At 60.2% G+C, this 25066-nt stretch carries 19 protein-coding genes; 12 read left to right on the forward strand and 7 right to left on the reverse strand.

The features are described from left to right. The first annotated feature begins 168 nt into the window (after nt 1–168). On the forward strand, nt 169–837 hold the full coding sequence (locus tag QP512_RS01945) for a hypothetical protein (RefSeq protein ID WP_286070754.1): 669 nt from the start codon (nt 169–171) through the stop codon (nt 835–837). On the opposite strand, the gene QP512_RS01950 is transcribed toward QP512_RS01945, so the two are convergent. Then, complete coding sequence (locus QP512_RS01950) at nt 838–1635, reverse strand: siderophore-interacting protein (protein ID WP_286070755.1); 798 nt, start codon at nt 1633–1635, stop codon at nt 838–840. Nucleotides 1636–1695: 60 nt separating this feature from the next. Then, complete coding sequence (locus QP512_RS01955) at nt 1696–2256, reverse strand: PadR family transcriptional regulator (protein WP_286070756.1); 561 nt, start codon at nt 2254–2256, stop codon at nt 1696–1698. Nucleotides 2257–2821: 565 nt separating this feature from the next. On the opposite strand from QP512_RS01955, the gene aceE reads away from it, so the two are divergent. From aceE to QP512_RS01980, 5 genes are all read left to right on the forward strand, one after another. Continuing rightward, nucleotides 2822–5509, forward strand: coding sequence for a pyruvate dehydrogenase (acetyl-transferring), homodimeric type (gene aceE / locus QP512_RS01960; RefSeq protein WP_019660853.1), 2688 nt, complete (start codon nt 2822–2824; stop codon nt 5507–5509). A gap of 268 nt (nt 5510–5777) precedes the next feature. Further along, entirely contained in the window at nt 5778–7127 is a 1350-nt protein-coding gene (gene dcm, locus QP512_RS01965; protein ID WP_286070757.1) for a DNA (cytosine-5-)-methyltransferase, read from the forward strand. Nucleotides 7128–7138: 11 nt separating this feature from the next. Beyond that, nucleotides 7139–8725 (forward strand): ATP-binding protein, encoded by a 1587-nt coding sequence (locus QP512_RS01970; protein ID WP_286070758.1) that lies wholly within the window; start codon nt 7139–7141, stop codon nt 8723–8725. Between the two features lie 4 nt (nt 8726–8729). Next, complete coding sequence (locus QP512_RS01975) at nt 8730–10973, forward strand: Z1 domain-containing protein (protein ID WP_286070759.1); 2244 nt, start codon at nt 8730–8732, stop codon at nt 10971–10973. Further along, complete coding sequence (locus QP512_RS01980) at nt 10973–11932, forward strand: PD-(D/E)XK motif protein (protein ID WP_286070760.1); 960 nt, start codon at nt 10973–10975, stop codon at nt 11930–11932. Before QP512_RS01975 ends, QP512_RS01980 begins: the two co-directional genes overlap by 1 nt. A 224-nt stretch (nt 11933–12156) precedes the next feature. Here the strand turns inward: QP512_RS01980 and QP512_RS01985 are convergent, their stop codons facing one another. From QP512_RS01985 to QP512_RS01995, 3 genes are all read right to left on the reverse strand, one after another. Then, nucleotides 12157–12768, reverse strand: a complete 612-nt coding sequence (locus tag QP512_RS01985) for an HNH endonuclease (RefSeq protein ID WP_286070761.1) — start codon at nt 12766–12768, stop codon at nt 12157–12159. A 762-nt stretch (nt 12769–13530) separates the two neighbouring features. Then, nucleotides 13531–13899: a hypothetical protein gene (locus tag QP512_RS01990; RefSeq protein WP_286070762.1), complete on the reverse strand. Its 369-nt coding sequence runs from the start codon at nt 13897–13899 to the stop codon at nt 13531–13533. A 485-nt stretch (nt 13900–14384) separates the two neighbouring features. Continuing rightward, on the reverse strand, nt 14385–14600 hold the full coding sequence (locus QP512_RS01995) for a hypothetical protein (RefSeq protein ID WP_286070763.1): 216 nt from the start codon (nt 14598–14600) through the stop codon (nt 14385–14387). A gap of 132 nt (nt 14601–14732) precedes the next feature. Between QP512_RS01995 and QP512_RS02000 the strand changes: the two genes are divergently transcribed. Next, entirely contained in the window at nt 14733–15395 is a 663-nt protein-coding gene (locus QP512_RS02000; protein ID WP_286070764.1) for a hypothetical protein, read from the forward strand. Between the two features lie 124 nt (nt 15396–15519). On the opposite strand, the gene QP512_RS02005 is transcribed toward QP512_RS02000, so the two are convergent. After that, nucleotides 15520–19299, reverse strand: coding sequence for an XVIPCD domain-containing protein (locus QP512_RS02005; RefSeq protein WP_286070765.1), 3780 nt, complete (start codon nt 19297–19299; stop codon nt 15520–15522). Between the two features lie 10 nt (nt 19300–19309). Beyond that, a complete protein-coding gene (locus QP512_RS02010) occupies nt 19310–19810 on the reverse strand; it encodes a hypothetical protein (RefSeq protein ID WP_099560543.1) in 501 nt (166 codons plus the stop codon). A gap of 549 nt (nt 19811–20359) precedes the next feature. Between QP512_RS02010 and QP512_RS02015 the strand changes: the two genes are divergently transcribed. The 5 genes from QP512_RS02015 to QP512_RS02035 all read left to right on the forward strand — a co-directional run bounded on the left by QP512_RS02015 (nt 20360) and on the right by QP512_RS02035 (nt 25066). Continuing rightward, nucleotides 20360–21286 carry an XVIPCD domain-containing protein gene (locus tag QP512_RS02015; RefSeq protein ID WP_286070766.1) on the forward strand — a complete coding sequence of 309 codons (927 nt, stop codon included), beginning with the start codon at nt 20360–20362 and terminating at the stop codon, nt 21284–21286. Continuing rightward, on the forward strand, nt 21283–21918 hold the full coding sequence (locus QP512_RS02020; protein ID WP_286070767.1) for a hypothetical protein: 636 nt from the start codon (nt 21283–21285) through the stop codon (nt 21916–21918). Before QP512_RS02015 ends, QP512_RS02020 begins: the two co-directional genes overlap by 4 nt. A gap of 180 nt (nt 21919–22098) precedes the next feature. Next, the gene (locus QP512_RS02025) at nt 22099–22932 is read left to right on the forward strand and encodes an XVIPCD domain-containing protein (protein ID WP_286070768.1); all 834 of its coding nucleotides are present in this window, start codon (nt 22099–22101) and stop codon (nt 22930–22932) included. Between the two features lie 186 nt (nt 22933–23118). After that, nucleotides 23119–24267 (forward strand): YncE family protein, encoded by a 1149-nt coding sequence (locus QP512_RS02030; protein WP_286070769.1) that lies wholly within the window; start codon nt 23119–23121, stop codon nt 24265–24267. 286 nt (nt 24268–24553) lie between these two features. Then, nucleotides 24554–25066, forward strand: a complete 513-nt coding sequence (locus tag QP512_RS02035) for a hypothetical protein (RefSeq protein ID WP_286070770.1) — start codon at nt 24554–24556, stop codon at nt 25064–25066.

The raw sequence follows: 25066 nt of genomic DNA on the forward strand, positions 1-25066 counted from the left end.
GGTTGGCGTGCTCCGGGCCGGGAGGCTTCCGCTTTGGTAGAGTCGACTGTTAGTCGACTGCTCTTGGCGCGATGCCGGAAACCCCCGCGCTGCGCGCGTTAGTCGACTAACAGTCGACTCTACCTGGCTGGCATTTCAGGCGCAGCCGCACCCACGGAAGGAAGACCCATGCAGGACGCGCAGTACTGGTTGAACGAATTCTGGTCGGGCCTGAGCCTGCTCGACCTGCTGGGCGGCAGCCTGCTCGGCACGCTGCTCGGCCTGGTTCTGGGCCTCCTCGGTTGGCGCTGGCTGCATCGCCGCGGCTGGCTGCAGCGGCGCAAGCGCTGGCATCACTGGCTGCTGGCCAGCTACGTGGTGCTGCTGCCGCTGGCCACCGCCTTCTTCGGCCTGCAGCTGGGCTTCACCGCCGGTGCGCACCGCGCGCTGTTCAAGCAGCTCGATCATTTCCAGCCACACCTGCAGACGCTGGTGGAAGGCTGGAGCGAAGGCTTCACCGATTCGCTGGACGACCCGCGCATGCGCGATGCATTGCGCAGCCAGGGCACGGTGGGCGATGTGGCCGAGACCGTCGCCTCGGCCTATCTGAGCGAACACCCACTGCCCGGCCTCGACCGTCTTGGCGATGGCCCCTTGGCACGCGGTGCGGGTTGGGTGGACGCGGCAGGGGGCCAAGCCGCCGGTCGCGGTCCCTGCTGTAGAGCCGAGCCCATGCTCGGCTCATCGCGCGTAGCGCGATGGGTCCATCGGTGGCCGAGCGGAGAGCAGCCGAGCGTGGGCTCGGCTCTACACCGTCAAGAGCGTGCGGACCAACGGTCCGCACCCACCGCCTTTTGATCAATCGCCGTCGGTTTCGTCCGGGTGGGCCTTCCAGTAGCCAGTGGAACGAATCCAGTCGCGCGGCACGCCCAGGTGGCCTTCGATGAACTTGCGCATCATCCGCGCACGGCGTGATTCGGTGGCGATCCAGTAGAAGACATCACCGTCCGGCGCCTCGAAGTCGGTCAGCATGTCTTCCAGCAGCGTACTGCTGGCCGGCGGGAAGCCGTTGCGCTCCAGCCAGTGGATGCGCACGTTCTCGTACTGCGGCAGGTCCTGGCGCTCGGCCTCGTCGCGCACTTCGATGAAGGCCTGCACCTCGGCGCCGTCCGGCAGCACGTCCAGCCAACGGGCGATGGCGGGCAGTGCGGTCTCGTCGCCGATCAGCACATAGGCGTCGTAGCTGTCGGCCACCACGAACGAGCCGCGCGGGCCGCCGATCACCAGCCTGTCGCCCGGCTGCGCGCGTTCGGCCCACGGCCCGGCAATGCCCTGGTCGTGCAGCACGAAGTCGATGGCCAGCTCGCCGGTCTCGTGGTCCCACCAGCGCGGGGTGTAGTCGCGGGCCGGCGAATGCTCCTTGCCTTCCGGGTAGCGCGGGCCCTCGGCGGTCATGGTCGGCAGCACCATCTCGCCCGCAGCGTTGGGGAAGAACAGCTTGATGTGGTCGTCGGCGCCGGGCGAATCGAAACCGGCCAGGTCGTCGCCACCCAGCACGATGCGGCGCATGTGCGGGGTGACCTCTTCGGTGCGCAGCACGGTCAGCTCACGGAAGCGCACATCCAGGCGCAGGCGCGTGTTGTTGTGTTCGGTCATGGGAATGCCTGTAAAGGTGTCGCGCGGGGGCGCGCGGCATGGGGGAGGACCTGGCTGGAATCAGTCTGGCTGGGTCGTTGAAATCGGTGGTTGCTCGTTACCGGCGGTACCGTTGAGCAGGGCCGAGGCCCGGGTCAGCAGCGCGGCCACTTCGTCCGCCTCGCCCTCGGCCCAGCGTCCGTGGTGGTGCACCAGCGCCCGCTTGAACTCGTGCAGGGCGCCGGCCAGCGGCGCCGGCAGCGAGGCCTTGGTGATCTCGCGGGCACGGTCGAAGGCGCGTCGCTGCGCCAGCCGCACCTGGGTGCGCTGCACCTTCAGCTCGAACTCGCCGGCGGCGGTGATGCGGAAGATCCGCTTGCCGTCCACTTCCTCGGCCTCGATCCAGCCGGCCTGCTCGAAGCTGGCCAGCAGCGGGTACATGGTGCCGGCGCTGGGCGTGTAGGCCTGCATGAACTGGTTGCTGATCAGCTGCATCAGCTCGTAGCCATGGCGCGGCTGCTCGCCGATCAGGGCCAGCACCAGCAGGCGCAGGTCGCCACGGCTGAGCACGCGCGGCTGGCCGTTGCGACGGGGTACCGCCGAATCGGTGGAACGGGGTCTGGGAGAGGGGCTTCGGCTCATTTCGATATATCGGTAAACGAGTGCAAACGATATATCGATATGTCGAAAGCGACAACACCCGATTCGGCCACAAGCAGGTGCAATTTGGGCCACGGCCAGCCCCACTCACAGCAAAAGGGGCGCCCCTTGCGAGGCGCCCCGGCGATGCTGTGGAAGGGAGCAGGGCCACCGGGCCCATCACTCACGGGCCACCTTGGGCCCACGGCCAGCGGCAATCCAGAGGCAGGTGCGACACGTTGTCGCCGGTTCAGTAGCGAAGCCCGAACGTCGCCCGCCGTGGCCCCGACGCTGCCCCACAACCGTCATCGGCCGCAGTAACACTGCGTCCTGCACATGGGCGCAGCGGTCCTGATGCGACAGCCGGGCACCGGCCGCAGGAGGCCGTAGCGGCCGGAAACAGGGGCCTGTCCTGCTGCTGGACAGGGCGGGACAGGCCTTGCGGACACTGGCCGCCTGCATCCATACGCCTGCGTAGCCAAGTGACGAAAGCCCTTGGTGCGCTACACTTTGCGGTCTAGAAATCTATACAACAGTCGCGCGCGTGCGTGCGGTTATGGGAGCGCTAATGAACTGGTTGAACGAGGTGCTGAACAACGACCCGAATCCTGTGGAAACCCAGGAGTGGATCGAGTCGTTGAAGGCCGTTATTGATGTCGAGGGCTCCGAGCGCGCGCATCAGCTGCTGGAAGGCATGGTGGAACTGACCCGTCGCTCGGGCGCCTACCTGCCGTTCTCTCCCACCACCGAGTACGTCAACACCATCGAGCCGCAGCTCGAGGCCAAGAGCCCGGGCAATGCCGAGCTGGAATGGCGCATCCGTTCGATCATCCGCTGGAACGCGATGGCCACCGTGGTGCGCGCCAACCGCAAGCCGGGTGACCTGGGCGGCCACATCGCCTCGTTCGCCTCCGGCGCCACCCTGTACGACGTGGGCTTCAACCACTTCTGGCGCGCCCCGAGCGAAAACCACCCAGGCGACCTGCTGTTCATCCAGGGCCACAGCGCCCCGGGCATCTACGCACGTTCCTTCCTGGAAGGCCGCATCAGCGAAGAGCAGCTGGACAAGTTCCGCATGGAAGTGGACGGCGGTGGCCTGTCCTCGTACCCGCACCCGTGGCTGATGCCGGACTACTGGCAGACCCCGACCGTGTCGATGGGCCTGGGCCCGCTGGCCGCCATCTACCAGGCGCAGTTCATGCGCTACCTGGAAAACCGTGGCCTGATCGAGAAGTCCGACCGCAAGGTGTGGTGCTTCATCGGCGACGGCGAGAGCGACGAGCCGGAAACCCTGGGTGCCATCGCCCTGGCTGGCCGTGAGGGCCTGGACAACCTGATCTTCGTGGTGAACTGCAACCTGCAGCGCCTGGACGGTCCGGTGCGCGGCAACGGCAAGATCATCCAGGAACTGGAAGGCGTGTTCCGTGGCGGCGGCTGGAACGTGATCAAACTGCTGTGGGGCGGTTACTGGGATGCCCTGCTGGCCAAGGACACCAATGGCGTTCTGAAGAAGCTGATGATGGAAACCGTCGACGGCGAATACCAGAACTGCAAGGCCTTCGGCGGCGCGTATACCCGCGAGCATTTCTTCGGCAAGTACCCGGAAACCGCCGCGATGGTCGCCGGCCTGAGCGACGACGACATCTGGCGCCTGAACCGTGGTGGCCACGACCCGCACAAGGTGTACGCCGCTTACCACCAGGCCGTGAACACCAAGGGCATGCCGACTGTCATCCTGGCCAAGACCGTGAAGGGTTACGGCATGGGCAGCGCCGGTGAGGCACTGAACCCGACCCACCAGACCAAGAAGCTGGACGACGAAGCGGTGCGCCACTTCCGCGACCGCTTCAACATTCCGGTGACCGACGCGCAGCTGGCCGACGGCCAGGTGCCGTTCTACCACCCGGGCCCGGATTCGCCGGAAGTGCAGTACCTGCAGGAACGCCGTGCCGCGCTGGGCGGTTACCTGCCGCAGCGCCGCCGCAAGGCCGACAAGACCTTCGTGGCGCCGAAGCTGGAAGCGTACGAGCGCCTGCTGAAGAGCAGCGGCGAGCGCAGCTACTCCACCACCATGGCGTTCGTGCAGAGCCTGAACATCACCCTGCGTGACAAGGAACTGGGCCCGCACATCGTGCCGATCGTGGCCGACGAAGCCCGTACCTTCGGCATGGAAGGCCTGTTCCGCCAGATCGGCATCTACGCGCCGTTCGGCCAGAAGTACAAGCCGGTCGACGCCGACCAGCTGATGTTCTACCGCGAAGACCAGAGCGGCCAGGTGCTGCAGCAGGGCATCAGCGAGCCGGGTGCGATCAGCTCGTGGATGGCCGCTGGTACCAGCTACTCGGTCAGCAACGTGCCGATGCTGCCGTTCTACATCTACTACTCGATGTTCGGCTTCCAGCGCGTGGGCGACATCGCCTGGCAGGCCGCGGACATGCGTACCCGCGGCTTCCTGCTGGGTGGCACCGCCGGCCGCACCACGCTGAACGGTGAAGGCCTGCAGCACGAGGATGGCTTCAGCCATCTGGTGGCCGGTGGCATCCCGAACGTGCGCAGCTACGACCCGACCTTCGGCTTCGAAGTGACGGTGATCCTGCAGCACGGCACCAAGCGCATGATGGAAGACCAGGTGGACGAGTACTACTACGTCACCCTGATGAACGAGAACTACACCCACCCGGAAATGCCGGAAGGCGCGGCCGAGGGCATCGTCAAGGGCATGTACCTGCTGACCGACGCCGGCAAGCCGAAGAAGGGCGAGCTGCGCGTGCAGCTGCTGGGCTCGGGCACCATCCTGCGCGAAGCCATTGCCGCGGCCGAGCTGCTGGACAAGGACTTCGGCGTGACCGCCGACATCTGGAGCTGCCCGAGCTTCAACGAACTGCGTCGCGATGGTTTCGACGTGGAGCGTGCCAACCGCCTGCATCCGGAAGGTGAGCAGCGCAAGGCCTACGTGACCGAGCTGCTGGAAGGCCGCCAGGGCCCGGCGATTGCCGCCACCGACTACGTGCGTGCGTACGCGGACCAGATCCGTGCGTTCGTGCCGATGTCGTACACGGTGCTGGGTACGGATGGTTTCGGCCGTTCGGATACGCGTGCGAACCTGCGTAGGTTCTTTGAAGTGGACCGCTACTACATCGCGCATGCCGCGATTGCGGCGCTGGCGAAGGAAGGGAAGATGACCGCGAAGGATGTGGCCCGGGCGATCAAGCAGTACAAGATTGATCCGGAGAAGGCTAATCCTGTTGGGGTTTGATTTGGAACGGCCGCCTGGAGCGGCACGAGGAGCCAGTCTTAATATTTGAGACTGAAGCGCCCTAGCTTGCACACAACCGGCGGACCCTCGGTCCGCCGTTTGTGTTTGAGAAGTGCTGGAAGCTGGTTTTGGGGTCGAGTGACGCTCCTCTCACTTGAACTGTTCGCTTGACATACGTAGATTCATCTTCGATGTGGCGCCAGATGCTGCGCTAGCGTGTGATTTCTTGTTTCCGCGAGGAAGGCGCTTTCACTGCTAAGGAATGGCGATGAACTACTACGCAACATCTCTTCAATCAAATCGCAGAAATATGTCGCATTTTCGATTCGTTGATCTTTTTGCTGGTCTCGGAGGCTTTCATCTTGCCCTCCAGCGTGTCGGTGGGAAATGCGTATTTGCCGCCGAATGGAAAGAGCATTTGCGGTTGCTCTATCAGCAAAACTTTGGGCTGATGCCTGAGGGCGACATCACATTAGTTGATCCTGGATCATTGCCTGATCATGATGTGTTGACTGCGGGATTTCCCTGTCAACCTTTCTCGAAGGCTGGCGAGCAGCTTGGTTTCGAGTGTACTGAGCAAGGAAGTCTCTTCTTTAATGTCGCCGAAATTCTTAGGATAAAGCGTCCTCCCTTCTTTATTCTTGAGAATGTGCCAAACCTCCTTAAGCATGACGAGGGGCGAACATGGCAAGAGATTCAGCGAATCTTGACCGTTGACCTGAGGTACGATATTAGGGCTGAGAAGTTCTCGCCACATAACTTCGGAATACCTCAAATTCGTGAGAGAGTTTATATTGTGGGTTCGTTGAAGCCGCTTGAGGATTTTGAGTGGCCGAAAACTAGCAGTGCCGAAACCAACATAGAATCTGTACTTGACGACAACCCAGTAGCTGCAAAGAGGCTATCCGCAAGAGCCATCCAATGTCTGACGATCTGGGAAGAATTTTTGATGGCCTGTCCCCCAGATGTCGAGCTTCCTTCTTTCCCCCTGTGGTCAATGGAATGGGGAGCCACTTACCCATTTGAAGAGACTACCCCATATGCGTTGAGAAAGAAGTTTGGGTATGCAGGACTCCAGGGATTCAAAGGTAGTCACGGAAAAAGGATCGGGTACCTTAAAACGCTCGAGGAGCGTTGGGATTCGCTACCAAGCCATGCGAAGACCGCTCAGATTAAATTTCCAAAATGGAAGGTGGATTTTATTCGGCAGAATCGAGAGTTCTACGATAAGAATCGAGAGTGGATCGATCCCTGGCTTCCTAAGATTCTTGAATTTCCATCGAGCTTTCAGAAGCTGGAGTGGAACGTAAAAGGTGGTAATAGGGATATTTGGAGTTACGTAATCCAATTTAGGGCGTCAGGCGTGAGAGTGAAAAGGAGGACAACTGCGCCCAGCCTCATCGCGATGACCGATACTCAGGTTCCCATCATTGCGTGGCAAAAGAGATATATGACCCCAACCGAGTGCGCGAGGCTTCAATCATTGGATGGGCTTAAAAGTCTTCCAAGTAGTCCCACGCGAGCATTTCACGCGCTAGGGAATGCGGTGAACTCTAATGTCGTTCAAATGGTCGCAGAAGCGCTTCTGAAAAGTTCAGTCGGAAAAATCAAAGGATAACGAGGTTCCTGATGTCACTTGATTCAAGGATGGATCCGATAGGAATTAGGCCTGAAGTTACGATGCTGTCAGTTCTAAGGCATCTTAACTATAGACCTTGGTTTGCGCTCGCGGAATTCATAGATAATTCAATTCAAAGCTTCATTTCCCTTGAGAGCGAGCTTCTGAAAGCTCATGGCTCTGATTACAAGCTGAAAGTTGATATTGTTATTGAATCGGCGCTGCCGGGAGAGATAGTTATCTCCGATAATGCCGCGGGTATTTCACGAGAAGATTTTCCGCGAGCTTTCCGGGCGGCGCAAGTTCCTGATGACAGGACGGGTTTGTCCGAATTTGGCATGGGTATGAAAAGCGCAGCCTGTTGGTTCTCCAGGGAGTGGAGTGTCCGCACTAAGGCGCTTGGGGATGACGTTGAAAGAACTATCGCCTTTGATGTCGAGAGCATCGTGGAAAATGGGATTGAGTCCCTTGGCGTGGCATCCCGGCCCATAGATAGCTCCAAAAGCTATACAGTAGTAACCCTGCGCGGTTTGCATCATTCTCCAAAGGGTAGAACTTTAGGGAAGATTCGCGATCATCTTTCTAGTATATATAGGGTTTATTTAAGGGATAAGCGGCTCGTCCTGACGATTAATGGCGAAGAGCTAGATTTTTTATCTCCCGAGATATTGGTTGCCTTGCCATACGAAAGCCCCGGTGTTGCGAATGTTTCTTCTGCTCCGATTCAATGGAAAAAGCAGATCAACCTCGACTTCGGACAGGGGCAGAAGGTGACAGGATTTGCCGCGCTTAGAGAGACGGGTTCGACGCTATATGCGGGATTTTCTCTTTTTAGAAGGGGGCGATTGATTGAAGGTAGTCATGACGAGACCTACCGCCCTGCTTCTATTTTCAAGCAGACCAATAGCTACCTATATCAGCGCTTATTTGGTGAGCTGCATGTCGAGGGGTTTGAAGTAAGTCACACGAAGGATGGTTTCCGCTGGGAGGAATATGAAGATCTGTTTCTTGAGTTCCTGAAGGAGTCTCTTGAAGGTGGGCCTATTAATCTAATTTCACAGGCGGAGAACTATCGCGCTTTGCCCACAAAGCGCAGCATAACAACCCAGGCACTCGGAGCTACAAATTCAGTAGTGGCTCATATAGAGAGCCAAGTTGAGCCAGTATTGGTCGACGTGCGTGAAAATCCGCGACATGCAACACCCGTCCCGCAGCATCTCGATTCTGTTGATGCTATTGCCTCAGAGAGGACTGCGACCATTAATGATGGGCGCTATACCTGGATTGTGACACTAAGGGCCACCGTCGACCCTGCTCAGAACAACTGGGTATCTCTTGCCAAGTCAGATGTGAAAGTAGACGATTGCCGCTATACAAGGAGAATCGAGATAGAGGTCTCACTTGCTCATCCGTTCTCTGCGGAATTTATCGGAAGTCGCAATGAGAATATTGAGTTGTTTCTTCGATTTGCAACCGCTACGTGTATTTCACTAATACTTTCCGAGGACGTTTCGGGTGATCCGCCGGAGGGCATCCTGCTGCACTTTAACTATCTACTCAGGGGGGCGCTCTCTAGCGCTATGATTGATAATGTCTAGTACAGTGAGTATCGTGGAGGAAGTTAAACCGCCGTTGCGTTGGAATCCGATTGTTGGAGAATTCACCGAAGATTTTCTGACTAGCAAATCCAGCGATCCTAATGGCCCCTCGCTATCTGATTTGAAGGACGGGACACATTCCGTTCTGCAAGAGGCTCTTAGAATCCTCGGGCGGTGCCTGCCCCCTTCGCTACCCCACGGTAGTGAGACCGGTCTTGTAGTTGGTTACGTGCAAAGCGGTAAGACCATGTCATTTGAGACCGTGATAGCTCTTGCGAGAGATAATTGCTATGGTCTGGTCGTGGTTCTTGCCGGAACTAAGAATAACCTTCGTGATCAGTCGGAAGACCGATTGAAAAGGGATTTTGGCATCGATGAGGGTGGGGATCATTGGTATCATCTCTCGAATCCTGGCAGAGCACAGGCAAGTCAAATACAGAGCAAGGTTGACGCCTGGAGGAAAAATTCTTCGAAGAAGTCATTGCTTATCACCGTGCTCAAGCACGGAGCTCAACTCGATAAATTGACGGAAGTTCTTTCTAGGGTTAACTTGTCGGGCCTGCCTGCACTTATAATTGATGACGAAAGTGATCAGGCTAGCTTAAATACATTTGCCCGCGACATTAGAAATAATAGGGTTTCGCCGAATAAGCTAAGCACTACATATGAAAAAATCATTGCGCTTAGGGATGTTCTGCCACACCACTCGTATCTGCAATACACCGCGACTCCCCAGGCGAATCTGCTTTTGGCACAAACAGATCTCCTGAATCCCTCCTTCTCCGAGTTGGTCACTCCTGGTGATGCATACACCGGAGGTAAGGAGTTCTTCGAATCCAACATCGGGCTTGTCGAGGAAATTCCCGCGAGTGATGTGCCGGGTAAAAATAATGTACTGAAGTCTCCGCCTAAGAGCTTGCTAAAGGCGCTTAGATTCTTTCTGCTTGTATCGGCCCAGCATTCACTTACTAGAAAAAAAGGATTAGCTTCAAAGGATAGAAATCGCTCTATGATGGTTCACCCAGCGGTGGCTACAACTCAGCATAAAGTTTATAAGGACTGGGTTGAGAAGGCTTTTAATGGGATAAAGGAGAGAATATCTTCAGGCGATCCGTCGTTGGCTCGAGCAATGTTCAAGGAAGAATACGCGGCGCTTTCAAAAACATTTCCTGATCTGAGGCCGCTGTCTGAACTTATGGCGGCGCTCGCTGATGAGGTGATCGATGATCTGAACTGCGTGGAGGTAAATGGCACGCCTGACGCGGAGAAGAAAGTTAACTGGAAGGCGACAAAATACTGGATTCTTGTTGGCGGTGCTAAGCTCGACCGCGGTTATACTGTAGAAGGCCTGTGCGTGACTTACATGCCAAGACCCTTGGGGTCTTCGCCTTCCGCCGATAATCTTCAACAGCGTGCTAGGTTTTATGGGTACAAGAAGAAGTACTTAGGGCTCTGCAGGGTGTTTCTGCAAAAGCCGGTTCAGGCCGCGCTTACGGCGTATGTGGAGCATGAGGAATTCGTCCGCGCGGCGCTCCTGGAGAATCGAGGCCGCCCACTGCGTGAATGGCGTCGTGATTTTATCCTGACTCAGTTGCTGAAGCCGACTCGCCCGAACGTGATTGGTATCGACCTGGGGCGAATACTAGTAGAGAACTGGATGGTTCCTCGGGCGTTGCACCGAGATGAAGACGCGGTCCGAGAGAATAGGAGTCTGCTCAATTCGATTCAGGAGCGCTGGTCTTTGGAATATCAGAGAGTTCCTTCGTCTAGCCTTGTAAACATCGGGGACGTTAGTGCTGCGGTGGGTACTGACGTTATCCAAAATGTTCCGTTGTCAGTTGTTATTTCAGAGTTTCTGCTTGGCCTGCAGGTCAAGGATCCATTGGATGCAGAACTCCATAGCGCGCTTCTTATAGCGCTTAGTTCACTTCTGGTAGTAAATCCAGAATCGATGGTTGATGTCTTTCTGCTTGATAATCTTCGCCCCGCCTACCGAACCAGGCAGAAAACAGTTGCAATTCCATCCAGTTCTCGCACCGCTCCGATGAATCAGTACTTCAGCAATAGTGCTAACACAGCAAATGATCGAAGCTTTTTTACGCCGGGTCGAGTCAGTCTTCAGTTGAGAGCGTTCGATTTGGGTTCCCGAATCCGGGACAGAGATAGCGCGGATGTTCACGATGTTGCGTGGTACGCCCTGTACGTGCCCGCTAGTATGAGCCAAAGTATCGTCGTGGAGGGGCGCTAGTGAGTTTGTGGCGCGAGTTTGAAAGGCTTGAGATCGCAGAATCAAGCACGGAGTTTTCTGCTCTAAGAATTGCGGGGGATAGGTCTGATTTCTTAGCCAAGAACGAGAGGGGGGCGCCAGTTTTTCTGGTACAAGATTCGTCAGACGTCCCTTCAACTCACGGGTTTAGGTTTAGAAATATGTCCGTGAGGTTTAACATCCTCTGTCGAGTGAGTACGGCCGAGGGCGATCTGAGCGGGAAATTCGCCATTGTTGTATGCGAGGCTTCTGCAGCGGAACTCTTCGATGTTTTCATTAGCTGTTTGCAGCCAGCAATATCTGCTCTGCCTGTACTAGCAAACTCAAGCGATATCGCCGCTACGCTGCGATCGCTTCAGAATTTGTTCAAGGAGTTAGGTCGAGGAGGGGGGCGTGAGATATCAGGCCTCTGGGGGGAGTTGAAAGCTATTTTACTTTCCACTGATTGCGTCGGAGCTGTTAATGCTTGGCATGACGTGGGAAATGAGCGATTTGACTTTTCTTGGCCTGATCGGGTTGTCGAGGTGAAGACATCTCAGAAGGATCGAACGCATGACTTTTCACTAGATCAGCTAACTCAGCCCCTGGCAAAGAATGGATTCGTTATATCTATCGTAATCAGGAGGTCCTCCAGTGGACAGGGGATTCTGGATCTCGCTAAGGAAATTGAGGCTAGGCTTGCCGGAAATCTAAGTTGTCGCGGTAAGTTGTGGGCCACTATCGCAGCCTCTCTCGGTGCAGACTTTTCCGAAAAGCTCGATTCCTGCTTTGAGTTGGATGAGTCGCTGGGTGCTGTTGTGGTCCACAGGATGCAGGATATTCCTCGTCCACCGCCATCAGATGATGAGCGCATCTCGTCTATTCGATTTCGTGTTAACATTAATGACTTAACGGGCGAAACTAATGGCCTTAGTGTTTCAAGTGTAATGAGTTGTTCCTGAAACTTGGGGCGCTACTAATTGAGGGAAAAGTCTCCTTGTTTTTGGATTTGTAACGGACTGGTTCGCCCGCATTGGGGGCGATCCAATGGCAGCGAATCGGCTTTTGGCCCGGCCCAATCAATGATCGGACGGTTCAATTGGATGCTATACGGATAGTTATAAAGATGCGCGGTTATGGCTGCTAAGGCTGTCATCTGCGCGCAAAGTGGCTGGTTCTGATGTTTCTACCAGAGACAGCGGGAATGATGCCAGGCCAGTGCTTCCTGGCTGGCGGCTAGTTCAATTGTTATCGGGTTAGCTAGCTGACGATCTTGCAACTTTCTGTAGGTGGAACTCATCAGGGTGGGGGATACGGAAACTCGAAAGGACTTTGGGTCGACTGCCAGCAAGTACAGGTCGAAGAGTGTATGCACGTCAGCGCGAAGCAAAAGTCCATTTGTGACTTCGTTGCTTTTGGGACCTGAGTAGGGCCGGATGTGGGCCGCCTCCAAGGCGTCCGCCGCATCGCATCCCGTCATCGCACAACAGCCGCCGTATGCGTCCAGCAGTGCCTTACGGAAGGCAGGCTGCCCGCGGCGCCGAACGATAGCTGCCAGCACACGCCGCCTCTCGTCCACCTCGTCTGTTGGGGAGAAACTGCCAGATGCCTCCGCCGCTTTGGCCTCCTGCTCCAACAGTTCCCTTGTAGGACCAGAGACCGACGTGAGCGTCTCACCGGAGAGCCCGAGGAGCTTGGCCAGTTTCGGCTCAACCTTTGCACCCACGTTCGATGCTGGAAGAAGCCCGGGTAGCCAGGGCTTCCCTGCCTGATCTAGAACATGGGAGATGTTCTGCATGCGGTACTCCCAGGCCTTGGACGTACGCCCGTGGCGGGCGGCCAGTTCCCGATAGACCCTTGCCTTCTCAAGGGCTGATCCATTGGCAAGACGGGCCTCCATTTGGCGATACGCCTCAACGGCAGCAGCCAATTCGTCTTCAGTCCACCTACTCACAGCCTTCCCCTATCCGTGACCGCACGTGGCGTTCTGGGGAAAGTATGCCGTAAACGACACAATGAGCCGCTAATGGCTTGAGGCGGGGGAGCGTAGTGTGTCAGCGCAAACCGCAGACTGTTCAGGCCCGTCGATGCGTCTTGTATGTGGAGCTCAGTTGCAAAGCCCTAATCGCCCGGAAGTAGTCGGCTACTCCAGCGCTGGAGTAGAGGTTGAACGCAAGGCGTCTCACTGGCTTGGCCTGTGAAGCCTAGGATGAGCAACTGTGATGATGAGTTGTCCACCAGCAGAGCGGGCTCGCCTCGGCAAGTGAGCTCGATGTACCTTGCTTCGAAGCGCCCGGTGCCGAGCGTTGCATCTTCAGCCGCTAGGCTTAGGGCCTCCTCGCGCATGACAGCAAATTCGGTAGCCGAGACCTTGGGGTAGGTCTTCAGCTCCAAATCGTCTTTGGGCAGGTGGCAGTGGGCGAGCGCTGAACCAATCAGCGCTGCCAAGCACAGTACTGCGTACGTCAGAGACTTCATTGGAATGCAGATCAGAGGCGAACGGATAACGGGGCCGCGACGACAGCACACAGCCTATTGCTTGAGGTTCAAGCCTTGGGCGCTACTCCCGCACCTGCAATCGCTCAGCAACCTGCGCCGTCAACGCCACACACGCCATCTTCAATCCTTCCATCACTCGATCTCCCAGGTACTCCTCCGGCGCACCGTTCTGCCGCGTGCGCTCCGCAGCCAGCATCAGCTCCGCCACCACGCGCAGCCCGGCTAGCGCGCAATCCGCATCCGCCAACTGAAGACACCGCCCGGGCAGTTGATGCCGCTCCGGCCAAGGTTGGCCATCCGCAGCTGCACCGGTTCCGATGCGGTGCAGCGTGGCGACGAAGGCGTTGGGATCGACGGACGATTCGCGCTCGGGTTCGGCGTTGTCCGGATCGTATTGCGCGTGCAGGGAACGGAAGTCCGATGTGTTCATGGCAATGCTCCGTACAGGACAGATAGCAGCGCCACCGATAAAGGTGGCGGACGGTGCGGGCTCGAAAACCGGTATGTACCAGACCGGCGGATCCGAAGATCCCCACGCACCGCCCGCCATGGAAACGCGAACGGATTGCCAGCCGGCGCCACACAAACGGTGGCGCCGGCTGGCAAGCGCATACATCTGGTACATAGACGGGTTTTCGAGTCCCGCGCCACCCTTCTCCGGTGGCATGCCAAGGTGTACTCGCATGGTTGCGAGATGCCAAGAAACCGTAAGCCGCAGAGGCCGCAAATGCTGACGCTTACGGCATTGTTGCATGGCGAACGTGTGGCAGAACCCTTGCGGTGCAGTGGTTTCGGCCGGTGTTAAGTTATGGCCCGGATGCGCTTCAAAAAGTACGGTTTGTAGCCGTATAGGATCCCAAAAGCGACACCTAGCCCGCTGGGCTGATACGCGCAGCGTGCCGATTGCGACACAACTTAACTTTGCAGCGCCACGCCCGGCCGTGGCCAGAGCGCATCGTCGCGCTCCAGGTCGTAGTCGCTGCCGAACGCCAGTGCTGCTTCGCGAGGCGGAAGGTCTGCGTAGCAGCCCAGCAGGAACTCATCCATGCCGGCATCGCGATGGTCGATGGCGAACAGGTGGAGGAGCTCCTTGTCGAAGGCTTCCAGCCATGCGGGGTCGATTCTGGTCATCGGCATCCTCCGGTGGGGGAGGGGAGGATGGTCTGGAGCTGTCTCACAGCGTGGGATCAGTTCCGCATGGGCTCTGGCAGGCAGCTCCCTCCGCTGGATATGCTCCACCCGCCGATACCAGGAGTCATCGTCATGGAAGACCTGCTCAACCGATCCGCGCTGCTTCGCCAGGCGATCCTCTCCACGGTGGATCATCCGCTGGCGGATGACTCGCCCAGATTGTTGGCGTCACTGGACGCAGCATTGCTGAGCCTTGAACATGCAGACGCCCTTCGCACGCTGCTGCAGGCCGGAATGGCGTCCTCTGCGATGGCATTGATGCGCTGCCAGTACGAGGCCTTCACGCGGTCCGTCTGGATCCTGCACTGTGCAGCCGACGAGCAGGTCGAACTGCTGTCCCTTCCACCGGAAGCTGGAATGAGCGAAAAGGGGCTGCCGATGCTGTCGAAGATGCTGGATGCATTTGCGGAAGTATCGGAGCTTGGCAATCTGCTCCCGCACCTTATCGAGCTGAAGCTACACGCTTGGGCTCCGCTGAACTCATTCGTACACGCAGGGGTACACGCAATGAACCGGAGTCGCGATGGCTTCCCCATGCCTTTGGCGATCAACGTCATCCGGATGAGCAACAACCTTTCGATGATGGCGGGGCAGCACCTCACCATCCTTACCGGCGTCCCGGATCTGCAGAAGAAGGTGCTACGGCTCAACGAGACATATGCGGAGTGTCTGCTCTTCGACGAAGACAGACGCCGCGCCGTCCGGGCGGATGCATCGTCTGAGAAATCCAGCTAGCCGATGGCCTGCATCGACGGTGCGGAGACCGCTCCTGGGCAGCCTCCCTCCCTTGTTGCCATCTTGGGGGCGAGATCACAGGCACGGGCCAACTCGTGGCCCCGCCGGCACCCGAACCTGACCTTCATCCCATGCTTGCCGCGCGCACCTGGATGTCCTGCTGCGCTCGCTCATCCTGCAACAGCTGTTCCTGCTGATTGGCCAGTGCGCGCTGCTGCGCTTCCCTGCTGACCGAATCGAACTGCAGCAGTGATTCCTCCACAGGCGTCTGCGCCGCTTCTGCCGTTGGCATGGAGGCGCGCAGATGCGCGGGGTCGTTCGCCTCGCCCTGCACCACGAAGAGGGTGTGGCCGGCGGGATGCGTTGCCGTGGCGTTGCTTACGAGCACATGATCAACGTGGGATAGATCATTGTCCTTGGCTAGAACCAGCAGGCTTGCCGTCATCCTCTCGCTCGTGGCATCGAAGCTTCGGCCGTGCTGGGCATCCAGCTCCGCTACGCCCTCGCGGATCTGCTGATAGAGCGGGTGATCGGGATGTCCGGGCCGCATTGGATTGCTTTCCGTCAGAGCGGCCGACGGCGGCGCTACATGCTCAGGGAGGTCGAGCTCCTCATCTGAAGGGGAAGAGGGCGGCGCTGCCTGACGGGTAGCGTCTCCGCCAACGTCAGCCGTTCTGGGGCCTGTAGGTTCCGGCTCCGGATCGTCCTGGGCCGGTAGCGGCGGAACTGGGAGATCCAACGGGGCTTCCTGCGCGGTCCTTGGGGCCTGCTCGCTCTCAGAAGGTTGCGGCAGTGGCTGCTCTGCTTTGTCTTGAGCTGTAGCGACGGCTGGCTGCACCGGCAGTGCATCCGCAAGCTTCTGCGGCTCAGCACCGCCCTGAAGCGTGGGATCCTCAGCCTTGTGCTCCTGCATGTGAACTGGCTGGGTTGAGCCTGCACCGGCCGCAGTACCTACGACCGAGGCATTCCGCGCTTCACGGGCCTCCTCCACAGTCGGTTCATGCTGCGAGGCACTTTGAGGGCCCACTGCTGGTGCAGTCGGTGCCGGCTCCTCCTTCCGAGCGTTCTGCCGGGCGGCATCCTCCGCCTGCTCACTCTCACGCGAGGGACGCGTGCGCTCTGGCTCAACAATCGACGCCGAGGGTGCGGCGATGACGGGAGCGGGCGCCGGAGTGGGCTCGCGAGCGGGTTCAACGGCAGCACTGGTTGCCGCACCTCGTTGCAGGTCACGGTTGACCTTCAGTGCCTCACCCGGGTCAACCTGCACCCCTCGCGCCTCCAGCACGGCCGCAGACGCTGCCTGCTGCGCATCCACCGCCGCACTGCCTTGACGATTGGCCTCCTGCAGCGCTTGCCGGTGTGCGTCCTGCTCCTTTGCAGTCAACGCAGCAATGCGTAGCTCGGGCACGTCGGGTGTCGTCGCCTGATCTGCAGGCGCAGCGCCTTGGGCAGCCAGTGAACCCTCAGGCCGAAACTGCGACTGAGCCCGCGTAATGTCCTCAATGGTGGTGGTGCCGGTGAGCACCATCCGGTTTCCGCCGGCGTCACCGAACGTGGCGATGGCACTTTCTGCGCTGGGCGCGTGGGTACGGGGGTCTGGCATCAGTTCCAGAACCACGTCGCCTGTTCTGCCCTGCAGATTCAGCGTCTGCTCCACCGCGACGGCTGTAGCTGCAAGCTGCTGCTCGGTGCGCTCGATGCCATGGCGCGCGTAGAGCGCATCCACCTGGCCGCGAATACCTTCGTGTGCAACCTGTGCGGTCTCCTTGAGCTGCCTGGCGATGTCGTGCAGCCCGGCGATACCGTCATTCTGGCTTTGCCAGGTGATCTCCAGCTCGTCGCTCAGGTTCCGGTTGGCGGCGCTGTCAAAGATCACACCCTTGCTGACCCATTGGCCGTCCGCCTGCCGTGTATAGGCATTGCCATCACTCGCCTTCAACGTGTCGGCGCTGGCTTGCGCGTCCTGAATGGCACGGGGAATGGATGGATTGTTCGCGTCGCCGAAGTCGCTCCAACGTCCTTGCTCGTGAGCAACCATGTAGCGCGCAGCCATCGCGGCTTTGGTGTTTGACGCGTTCTGGGCGATGACCGTGCGCGACTGTTCATCCAGAGCCTGCGCCTGCTCCGCCGAGACTGGCAGGTGGCGGCTGTTGGGCACTCGGCCATCCACCATTTCCTTGATTTCAAGTTCCCATTGTCCCGAGCTGGCATCGCGTACAAAGGCGCGATCGGTCTCGAAGGCGCCTCGTGCCGGCTCGGCCAAGCCATTGGCGTTCAGCCGGTAGGGGTTCTGTGGGGGTGGCGGATTCGACAAGCCCAACTCATACGAGGCCCGGGCCGCCTGCCAGTTCAACTGGCGCTCCAATGTGCCGGTGGCAACATAGCTGGTGCGGAAGGTGACGTCGTCACCCTGTGCCGTCTGCACCGGGCGGACTTCGACGCCGGTGCCCAGGTCGGTGCTCTGGACCTGCTGCTGTTCGCCGGCTCGCAGCCAGCGCCCATTGGGGTCAGCGGCGTCGCGCGTCCAAGTGCGACCCATCGGGTCAACTTGGGAGTAGACGCGTTCAATGTCTTTCTGCTCGGCCCAGCGTTCGCCGAGATACGCACCGAGGACACCGCCACCGATACCCGTTGCAATGGCGCCGGGCCCCGTCCACGAGCCCGAAGCGAGGCCGACACCAGCGCCGCCAAGAAAGCCACCCACTGCGCCGCCGACGTTGCGGCCCACGAAGTGTGCGGCGGTGGAATCTGCGCCTGCGGCATTGCCTTGCGAGTTCAGCTCAATCCACTTGTGCCCGGAGGTGGCGAAGTCGTGCGCAAGCAGTGCGACGCCCGCAACGCCGGCAACCTTGATGGCGGGGTTGATTCCGGCGTGCATGCCATGCGGTGCAACGTCGGCCACTGCTTCGGCAACCGTCGCCGCATGGGGAGGGCCGCGTGGAGCTCCTGGCTGCAGGGGCGCGTGCGATGGTGGATCGGGCAGATCAGCGAACAGACGTGGCCCCGTGCCCAGGTCGGCATGCGCGGCGACCCAGTTGGCGCGCGTGGTCGACATCTCGCTCAGGTTCAACGCGCTGTAGTCGTGCAGCGGTCGTTCGAAGAGTGTCTTGCTGACAGCGTCATAGCCGTCGATGGGCTTGAGATGCAGGCGCACCTGCGCGACGTCGACGGGGTGCGCGCTGTTGGTGGTGGCATGCTGCGCGAGGCTGCGCTCAAGCGCCTGGTACTCGGCGGCGGACTGGCTTGCGAAGGCCAGCGGCTCAGGCCCGAAGGCACTTATGGGATAGCCGTTGATGCGGACGGTGGGGTGGTCGAGGGCGGTGGCTAGTTCGAACCTACTGAAACCGCGATCGGGAGGCGCCCCATCCACGAAAGCGATCAGTGGCTTGCCCGTAGCAATGGCGTTCTCGAAGAACTTTGGGCTGCCGGCGTTCCACATTATGTCTTGGAGCGCACCCACATAGTTCTTGTCGAAGGGAACGATCCCCTTTGACTCCATCACGCTTCTGAGGCCAGCTTCCATCGACTGGAGATCGGGGATGTGAGCTGGATTCTTGGCTAGCTGATCGACGAACTTTCCCCATGGGGTATCGCCAATTATTCCCGACTTTCCGTTGATATCCTTTGAGTACACCTCTGCATTGGTGTAGTTGGATATTTTTGCGGTGTCCTTGCCCGAGAACGCGAGGTAATCCATCCCATCCGGAAGTCGCGGAGGGTGGGCCTGCATGTTGCCGGTTACATACTGTTCGAAGCTGACGCTGGTGGTTGGACCCGATCCCGGTGATTTCAGATAGGTGATGACATCGGAAATCTGCTGCGCAGTCAGGGCTTCTCCACTCCCGGTCTGGGTTGCGCCGCCGAGTGTGGTCTTCACAAAATCATCGAAGATGAATTTGCTCATGGCTTAGACCTCAGGCGCCGAATGCGGGGACTTCAACGCTGGCCAGCACGATGGATCCGTCGGCCAACGTGACGACGTCTGCGGGTGCCGGAATCTGCGATTCCATCAGTGCCTGCGGACTGGTCACCGCGAGATAGCGTAGGGATTCATCGTTGTCAGTTCGGCCTGCGAATGAAAGTACGAAGCCTTGTGCGAGCCCTTTGAGATAGGTGAAGTCGTCATCGGCGTTACCCAACGTCTGCTTGTATGCCAGCATGGCGTGGATGACCTGAGCATGCTTGAGGTCAAAGACGAAGCAGTGGACGGAGCGTCCTTCGTCCTGCGTAGTTTCATCCCACCCATCGAATCCAACTCCACCTACACGCGACTCTCCGCGATAGATGGCGAACTGGTACTCGGTCCCGTGCCGACCGTCTGCCAGAACAGTCGGTCCAATTCTTGGGCGAGGGATCTCCGTTTCACTGATCGGATCGAGCGAGGAGTAAGGCTTGGCCTGGAATTGGAAGGGCATCTTAGTTCCTGCGTTTAGTGGGGCGGCTGCTGCTAGTGACCGATTGAGTGGATCGGTCGGCGTCCGCAAGAATAGGGAGGGCATCCGTAGCCAGAACAGCCCGGTCGCCTTTGATGCCGCGCGACGTCGGGCCGATGACCTTGCCAGCGATAGATCCATCACGGGATTCAAAGGCCCGCAGCATGTCGGATCGCTGCTTGAGGCGAGGGCGTGGGCCTTGCGCGTCTGCTTGGCTGATGGTTGGTTTCGAGCCAATCGCGACAGCGGGCCGAGCCTGAAAGCACGGCCCGCGTAATCGTTCATACAAGGGCAACAGTGTCGGCAGCCTCACGATGAGGTCCATGAGCAAATCCATTGCTTCACATGCGCCAACTATACGGCCCACTCCCGCCTTACTCCATACAACGATACATGGGCACCGCCGGAATGCACGCTGGTTCACACATTCAGCATGCCAGTCGTGGCCCCAACTTTGTCCTCCACCTGCCCCCCATCCCACCTATGCCATCATCCGCCCAGGACCGCAGCACCCATCAAGGCTGAACAGGCATGGAGCAGGCAACACGCTACACCGTAACCCTCTATCTGGCCGCGCCCGGCACCCCGCTGAAAAGTGGGGGCATCTCGCCGCGCGGCCACATGTACCTGCAGGTCGCTGCGGGCGACGAGGCTCACAGCTACGGCTTCGCGCCACCGCGCCAGGCGCCGGGTGAAACCCGCACCGGCATGCAGTACGCACAGGTGCGCCACGACGATGCTGACGAGCATCTGGACCCTTACTACAGCCGCACCCTGGAAATCACCGAGGAGCACTACGGCTGTCTGCGTGATTTCGCCGAGGAGCCGGCCGAGTTCGAATTTGATGTGGATCGCCCGGCCACCATCAACCGCTGCAGCGATTTCGTCTGGGCGGCGCTGCATTACGCTGGCCTGCATCCGCTGCCGGCGCCGCTGGATGGCGGCAGCAACCTGGGCGAGTTCGCGGTGCTGTTCAACCTGCCGGAGATCCAGTGCATTGCCGCGCCGTTCCCGGGCAGCGACCTGAATGCCGAAACCCACCACGCGATGCCCGAGCGTGAGGCCGAGCATCATCGCCAAGGCGACCGTGCCAGCGATGAACCGCCGCCGACGCCGATTGAAGTGGCCGGCACGCTGTTGGACCCTTCGCATCCGGACCATCGCCTGTTCTCGCAGCTGATCCAGAAAGTGGCCGAGCTGGATGCCGCGCACGGCCGCCCGTTCGATGCGGCCAGCCAGCGCATCAGCGCCAGCCTGCTGCTGCTGGCCAAGCAGAACAACCTCTCGCGCGTGGACCACGTGCTGCTCAGCCGGCCGACCCACAACAGCCATGCCGCCGAGAGCATCTTCATCGTGCAGGGCGACCGCAACGACCCGGGGCACCGCCGCGCCAGCATCGCCACCGAGGTGGCGGCCAAGACCGATGTGGCCGATTCGCTGCGGTTGAAGGAGCAATGACGCGTCCAGTTCGGCGGGGGCTGGTGGTACTGGCGGTGCTGGCCGCGCTGGCGGCATGCCGTGCGTCACCTGCGCCAGAGGTTGCGCCGCCCCTGCTGACGCGCGCTCAGGCCGAGGCGCGCACGGTTGTGCCGTTCACGCGGGCCGTGCAGTTGCAGAAGGCCGGTCGGATTGCCGAGGTCACGTTTGATTTGCCGGCGCCCCAGAAGCCGGCCATTCCGATCCTGAACATCGGGTTGCGGCTGCAGGATACCGATGGGCGCTCGTTGCTGGACGCGTGGGAGAAGATCAGGCTGGGAAAGCCACCCACGCGATTGCGCCTGGAGCGGATTGATTGCGGCGCACTTCGTCCTGTACAGCTATGGCAGAGCACTCCTGACGGGCGCGACTCACAGAGAATTCCAGAAGATGAGGTTGTGCGATATCTGGCTGATACAAGCTTGGATGACAACGCACTGATCGAGGCCGGTTTGCACTCGGATGAGATGCTGTATCAGGTGCTTCAGTTCGCGCAGGTCGGTTGGCTGGAGCCGGGCCGGTATCGGTTGACAGTCGACCTGATGGAGGACCGCCCGCAGCTGGAAGGGCTCCAAGCTGAACTTATTGTTGGATATCAATCGCTAGGGAAGTAAGACATGAGCAAGGAAGCAGAGCGCTATACGGTCACGATTCATCTTGCCGCACCGGGCACGCCGAGAGTCGATGTGGGCGACGCGGGCCAGAAGAGATTGTTGGATCCGTCATTTGCCGGGCACATGTTTCTTTCGCTGGCGCGATCAAATGACCCGGTACCCGTGAGCAGGGGATTCACGATGGGGAAAGACCGTGCGAATCCCTCGCTGGGCAAAGTCGATGACACGGATCTGCGGGTCTACGACAAGCCCCGCTTCGAGCGCACGATCGAGATCAGCAAGGAGCAGTACGACCGCATCCTCGAGTTCTCCGCAGACCCGAAGAAGCACGGCTTCGACATGAACTACGACTTCTTCTCCAACGCCTGCACCGATTTCGCATGGGGTGCCCTGAACCACGCAGGCCTGCGCCCGGTCGGGCTGGCCGGGGAGATCACCAACTACGAGGGCGCTACCAGGGTCCTGGACAACATCCGCGCCGTCAATGCCATTCCGCAGCAGGTGAAGGGCAGCGAGCTGGACAAGGTGCAGTGGAACCCGATGCCGAAGCAGACGTTCCGCGAGTGGATGTTCACCGAGAACGGCGAGCAGTGGCGCGGCAACAGCAGCCTCGCGGCAAGCGGTACGCCCGCAGACCCGGCGCACGATGATCATGCCCGCCTCAACCAGATCCACCAGCAGGTGGCCGACCTCGGCGCTTTCGGTGCACGCAACGGCAATGTCAGTGCCAGCCTGCTCGCGCTGTCGAAGGAGCAGCAGTTCTCGCGCGTGGACGAAGTGGTGCTGGGCGAGCAGCGCGGTGATACCGCACCGAAGCTGTTCATCGTGCAGGGGGACCGCAGTGACCCGGCACACCAGCGCGCCAGCATGCCGGCGGAGGTTGCTGCGCAGGCACCGGTGGAGGCCTCGTTCGATCGGGTCGCGCAGTTGCAGCAGAATGAGCCGCAGCGAGACGCGCAGCGCTTGCAGGAGGAGCAGCAGCTTCAGCAGAGCCACGGTCCACGGATGGCATAGCGGCGGGCGCAGCATCGAGGTCGAGCGTCGGCCATGCCCGCGCCGGCGCACGCCACGCCCCCCCACCTGCTACCATTCCCCCGCAACCCCAGCCAGCCCACCCCGCGCAGACAGATGCGGGGCGGGCCGTCGCAGTACGGCCCAGCGAGCCAGGACACCTTCCCGTGCCCATTCAAGGACGCTCGCATGTTCCGTACTCCTCTCTTCCGCTCGGCCGCGCTGGCCGTTGCCGTTTCGCTCAGCCTCGGCGTGCCCTCCGCGTTCGCCGACAACGCGCCCGCCGCCAGTGCCACCGCCGCCGCTGTGCAGCGCCAGGCCGTGGCCAAAGGCCTGTACGAGCTGGCCTACAGCCCGAAGCAGAACGCCGTGTTCGTGGCCTCATCCGGTGGCTTCGGTGATGACGCCGGCCCGGCCCAGGTGCTGCGCCTGAACCCGGCCACGCTGGCCGTGGAAACCCGCATCCCGCTGGAGCGCAAGGCGTTCGGCGTGGTGCTGGATGACGCCCACAACCGCCTGTACGTGGGCAACACCGTGGACCTGTCGGTGACCGTGGTCGACACCGCGCAGAACAAGGCCGTCGGCACCATCCAGCTGATGGAGAAGAAGACCGGCAAGGACGGCAAGGCTGCTTACACCCACGACCTGCGCGAGCTGGTGGTCGACAGCGCGGCCAACCGCCTGTACGTGACCGGCCACAGCAGCCAGCCGGACGTGAGCAGCGTGCTGTTCGTGATCGATACCACCACGCTGAAGGTGATCAACACCATCGACGGCCTGGGCAATGCCAAAGCGCCGGGCCTGGCGCTGGATGCGGCCAACAAGCGCGTCTACACCAGCAACCTGCTGGCCGACCTGGTGGTGGTGGGCACGGATTCGAACAAGGTGGTGGCGCAGCACAGGATCGCCGCCGAGCAGCCGATGAACATCGCGCTGGACCCGGCCGGCAAGCGCCTGTTCGTGACCGACCAGGGCTCGGAATTCCTGCGTGGCTACCAGGCCAAGAGCAGCGGCCTGGTCAGCAAGCATCCGGGCCAGCGCGTGCTGGTGCTCGACCGCAGTACCGGCAAGGAACTGGCCAGCATCCCGACCGATGCCGGCCCGCTGGGCATCCTGCTGGATGCACCGCGCAAGCGCCTGTACGTGACCAACCGCGAAGCCGGTACGGTGACCGCGTACAACAGTGACAGCTACCAGAAGGTGGCGACCTACAAGGTGCCGACCCACCCGAACAGCCTGGCGCTGGATGCGAAGAACAACGTGTTGTTCGTGAGCATCAAGAACGGCGAGAAGGATGACAAGGGCGCTGACGAGAGCGTGGCGCGCATCCAGCTGTAAGGGCATCCGGCAGCATGAACAGGAAGGGCAGGGTGGTGCGTCCTGCCCTTCTTTGTGTGCGCCTGAGCGACGCAATTCGATGAACTGGAGGCCAACACCAATCACATCGTGGCAGGTGTGCGTGATGTAGATTGCCTGCAGATGCTCTGATCGAGGTACATGGATGACACTTCGTAGTCACCTGCTGAAGTCGGCCGCCGTGGCATGCGTGGCCCTGCTGGCGGCCTGCCAACCGACCGACGCACCTGCGCCACAGGCTCCCGGCGCCTCGCAGAAGGAGAACGTCGTGCCGATCGTCCGATCGTTCCCGCTGACAGCCATGCATGAACCGATGGTGGTCGATTTCGAACTGGCACCGCCCGGCCCGAATGCGGCCCCCACCTTGCTGATCGGCCTGCGTGTGAAAGGCACGGATGAAGAGCAGGCTGCGCAGGCTGCAGAACGCCTCGTGCGCGACGGGCTGTCGGCTGAGGTGCGGCTTGAGCGCATCGATGCGGCTGGCAACTCGCCGGTGCCGCTGACGCGCCGCCAGTTCAAGGGCTTCGAGCCCTCGGAAATGGTGGCAGTTGGCCCGGATGGGCGTGTGCCCGGCGTAGTACCCGACAGTGCTGATGACGCGTCGCTGGTGGCGGCCGGCCTGTCTGAGCCGGGCGGGCACTATCGCACCGTGACCTTCGCCTGGGCGGAGCAGGTGACGCCCGGGCGCTACCGCCTGCGCATCCAGCTGCTGTCACCGCCGGCCGGGTTGGAGGCTGTTCCATCTGAACTGCAGTTGGCTTACACACATCGCGCCAAATAG

Source organism: Stenotrophomonas sp. 57 (genome assembly GCF_030291075.1).
Taxonomy (GTDB): Bacteria; Pseudomonadota; Gammaproteobacteria; order Xanthomonadales; family Xanthomonadaceae; genus Stenotrophomonas.

Bases quoted from the DNA above. Each gene is read 5' to 3' on its own strand.
- QP512_RS01945 (WP_286070754.1), top strand. From the start codon at position 169: ATGCAGGACGCGCAGTACTGGTTGAACGAATTCTGGTCGGGCCTGAGC.
- QP512_RS01950 (WP_286070755.1), bottom strand. From the start codon at position 1,635: ATGACCGAACACAACAACACGCGCCTGCGCCTGGATGTGCGCTTCCGT.
- QP512_RS01955 (WP_286070756.1), bottom strand. From the start codon at position 2,256: ATGAGCCGAAGCCCCTCTCCCAGACCCCGTTCCACCGATTCGGCGGTA.
- aceE (WP_019660853.1), top strand. From the start codon at position 2,822: ATGAACTGGTTGAACGAGGTGCTGAACAACGACCCGAATCCTGTGGAA.
- dcm (WP_286070757.1), top strand. From the start codon at position 5,778: ATGAACTACTACGCAACATCTCTTCAATCAAATCGCAGAAATATGTCG.
- QP512_RS01970 (WP_286070758.1), top strand. From the start codon at position 7,139: ATGTCACTTGATTCAAGGATGGATCCGATAGGAATTAGGCCTGAAGTT.
- QP512_RS01985 (WP_286070761.1), bottom strand. From the start codon at position 12,768: ATGCAGAACATCTCCCATGTTCTAGATCAGGCAGGGAAGCCCTGGCTA.
- QP512_RS01990 (WP_286070762.1), bottom strand. From the start codon at position 13,899: ATGAACACATCGGACTTCCGTTCCCTGCACGCGCAATACGATCCGGAC.
- QP512_RS01995 (WP_286070763.1), bottom strand. From the start codon at position 14,600: ATGACCAGAATCGACCCCGCATGGCTGGAAGCCTTCGACAAGGAGCTC.
- QP512_RS02000 (WP_286070764.1), top strand. From the start codon at position 14,733: ATGGAAGACCTGCTCAACCGATCCGCGCTGCTTCGCCAGGCGATCCTC.
- QP512_RS02005 (WP_286070765.1), bottom strand. From the start codon at position 19,299: ATGAGCAAATTCATCTTCGATGATTTTGTGAAGACCACACTCGGCGGC.
- QP512_RS02010 (WP_099560543.1), bottom strand. From the start codon at position 19,810: ATGCCCTTCCAATTCCAGGCCAAGCCTTACTCCTCGCTCGATCCGATC.
- QP512_RS02015 (WP_286070766.1), top strand. From the start codon at position 20,360: ATGGAGCAGGCAACACGCTACACCGTAACCCTCTATCTGGCCGCGCCC.
- QP512_RS02020 (WP_286070767.1), top strand. From the start codon at position 21,283: ATGACGCGTCCAGTTCGGCGGGGGCTGGTGGTACTGGCGGTGCTGGCC.
- QP512_RS02025 (WP_286070768.1), top strand. From the start codon at position 22,099: ATGGGGAAAGACCGTGCGAATCCCTCGCTGGGCAAAGTCGATGACACG.
- QP512_RS02030 (WP_286070769.1), top strand. From the start codon at position 23,119: ATGTTCCGTACTCCTCTCTTCCGCTCGGCCGCGCTGGCCGTTGCCGTT.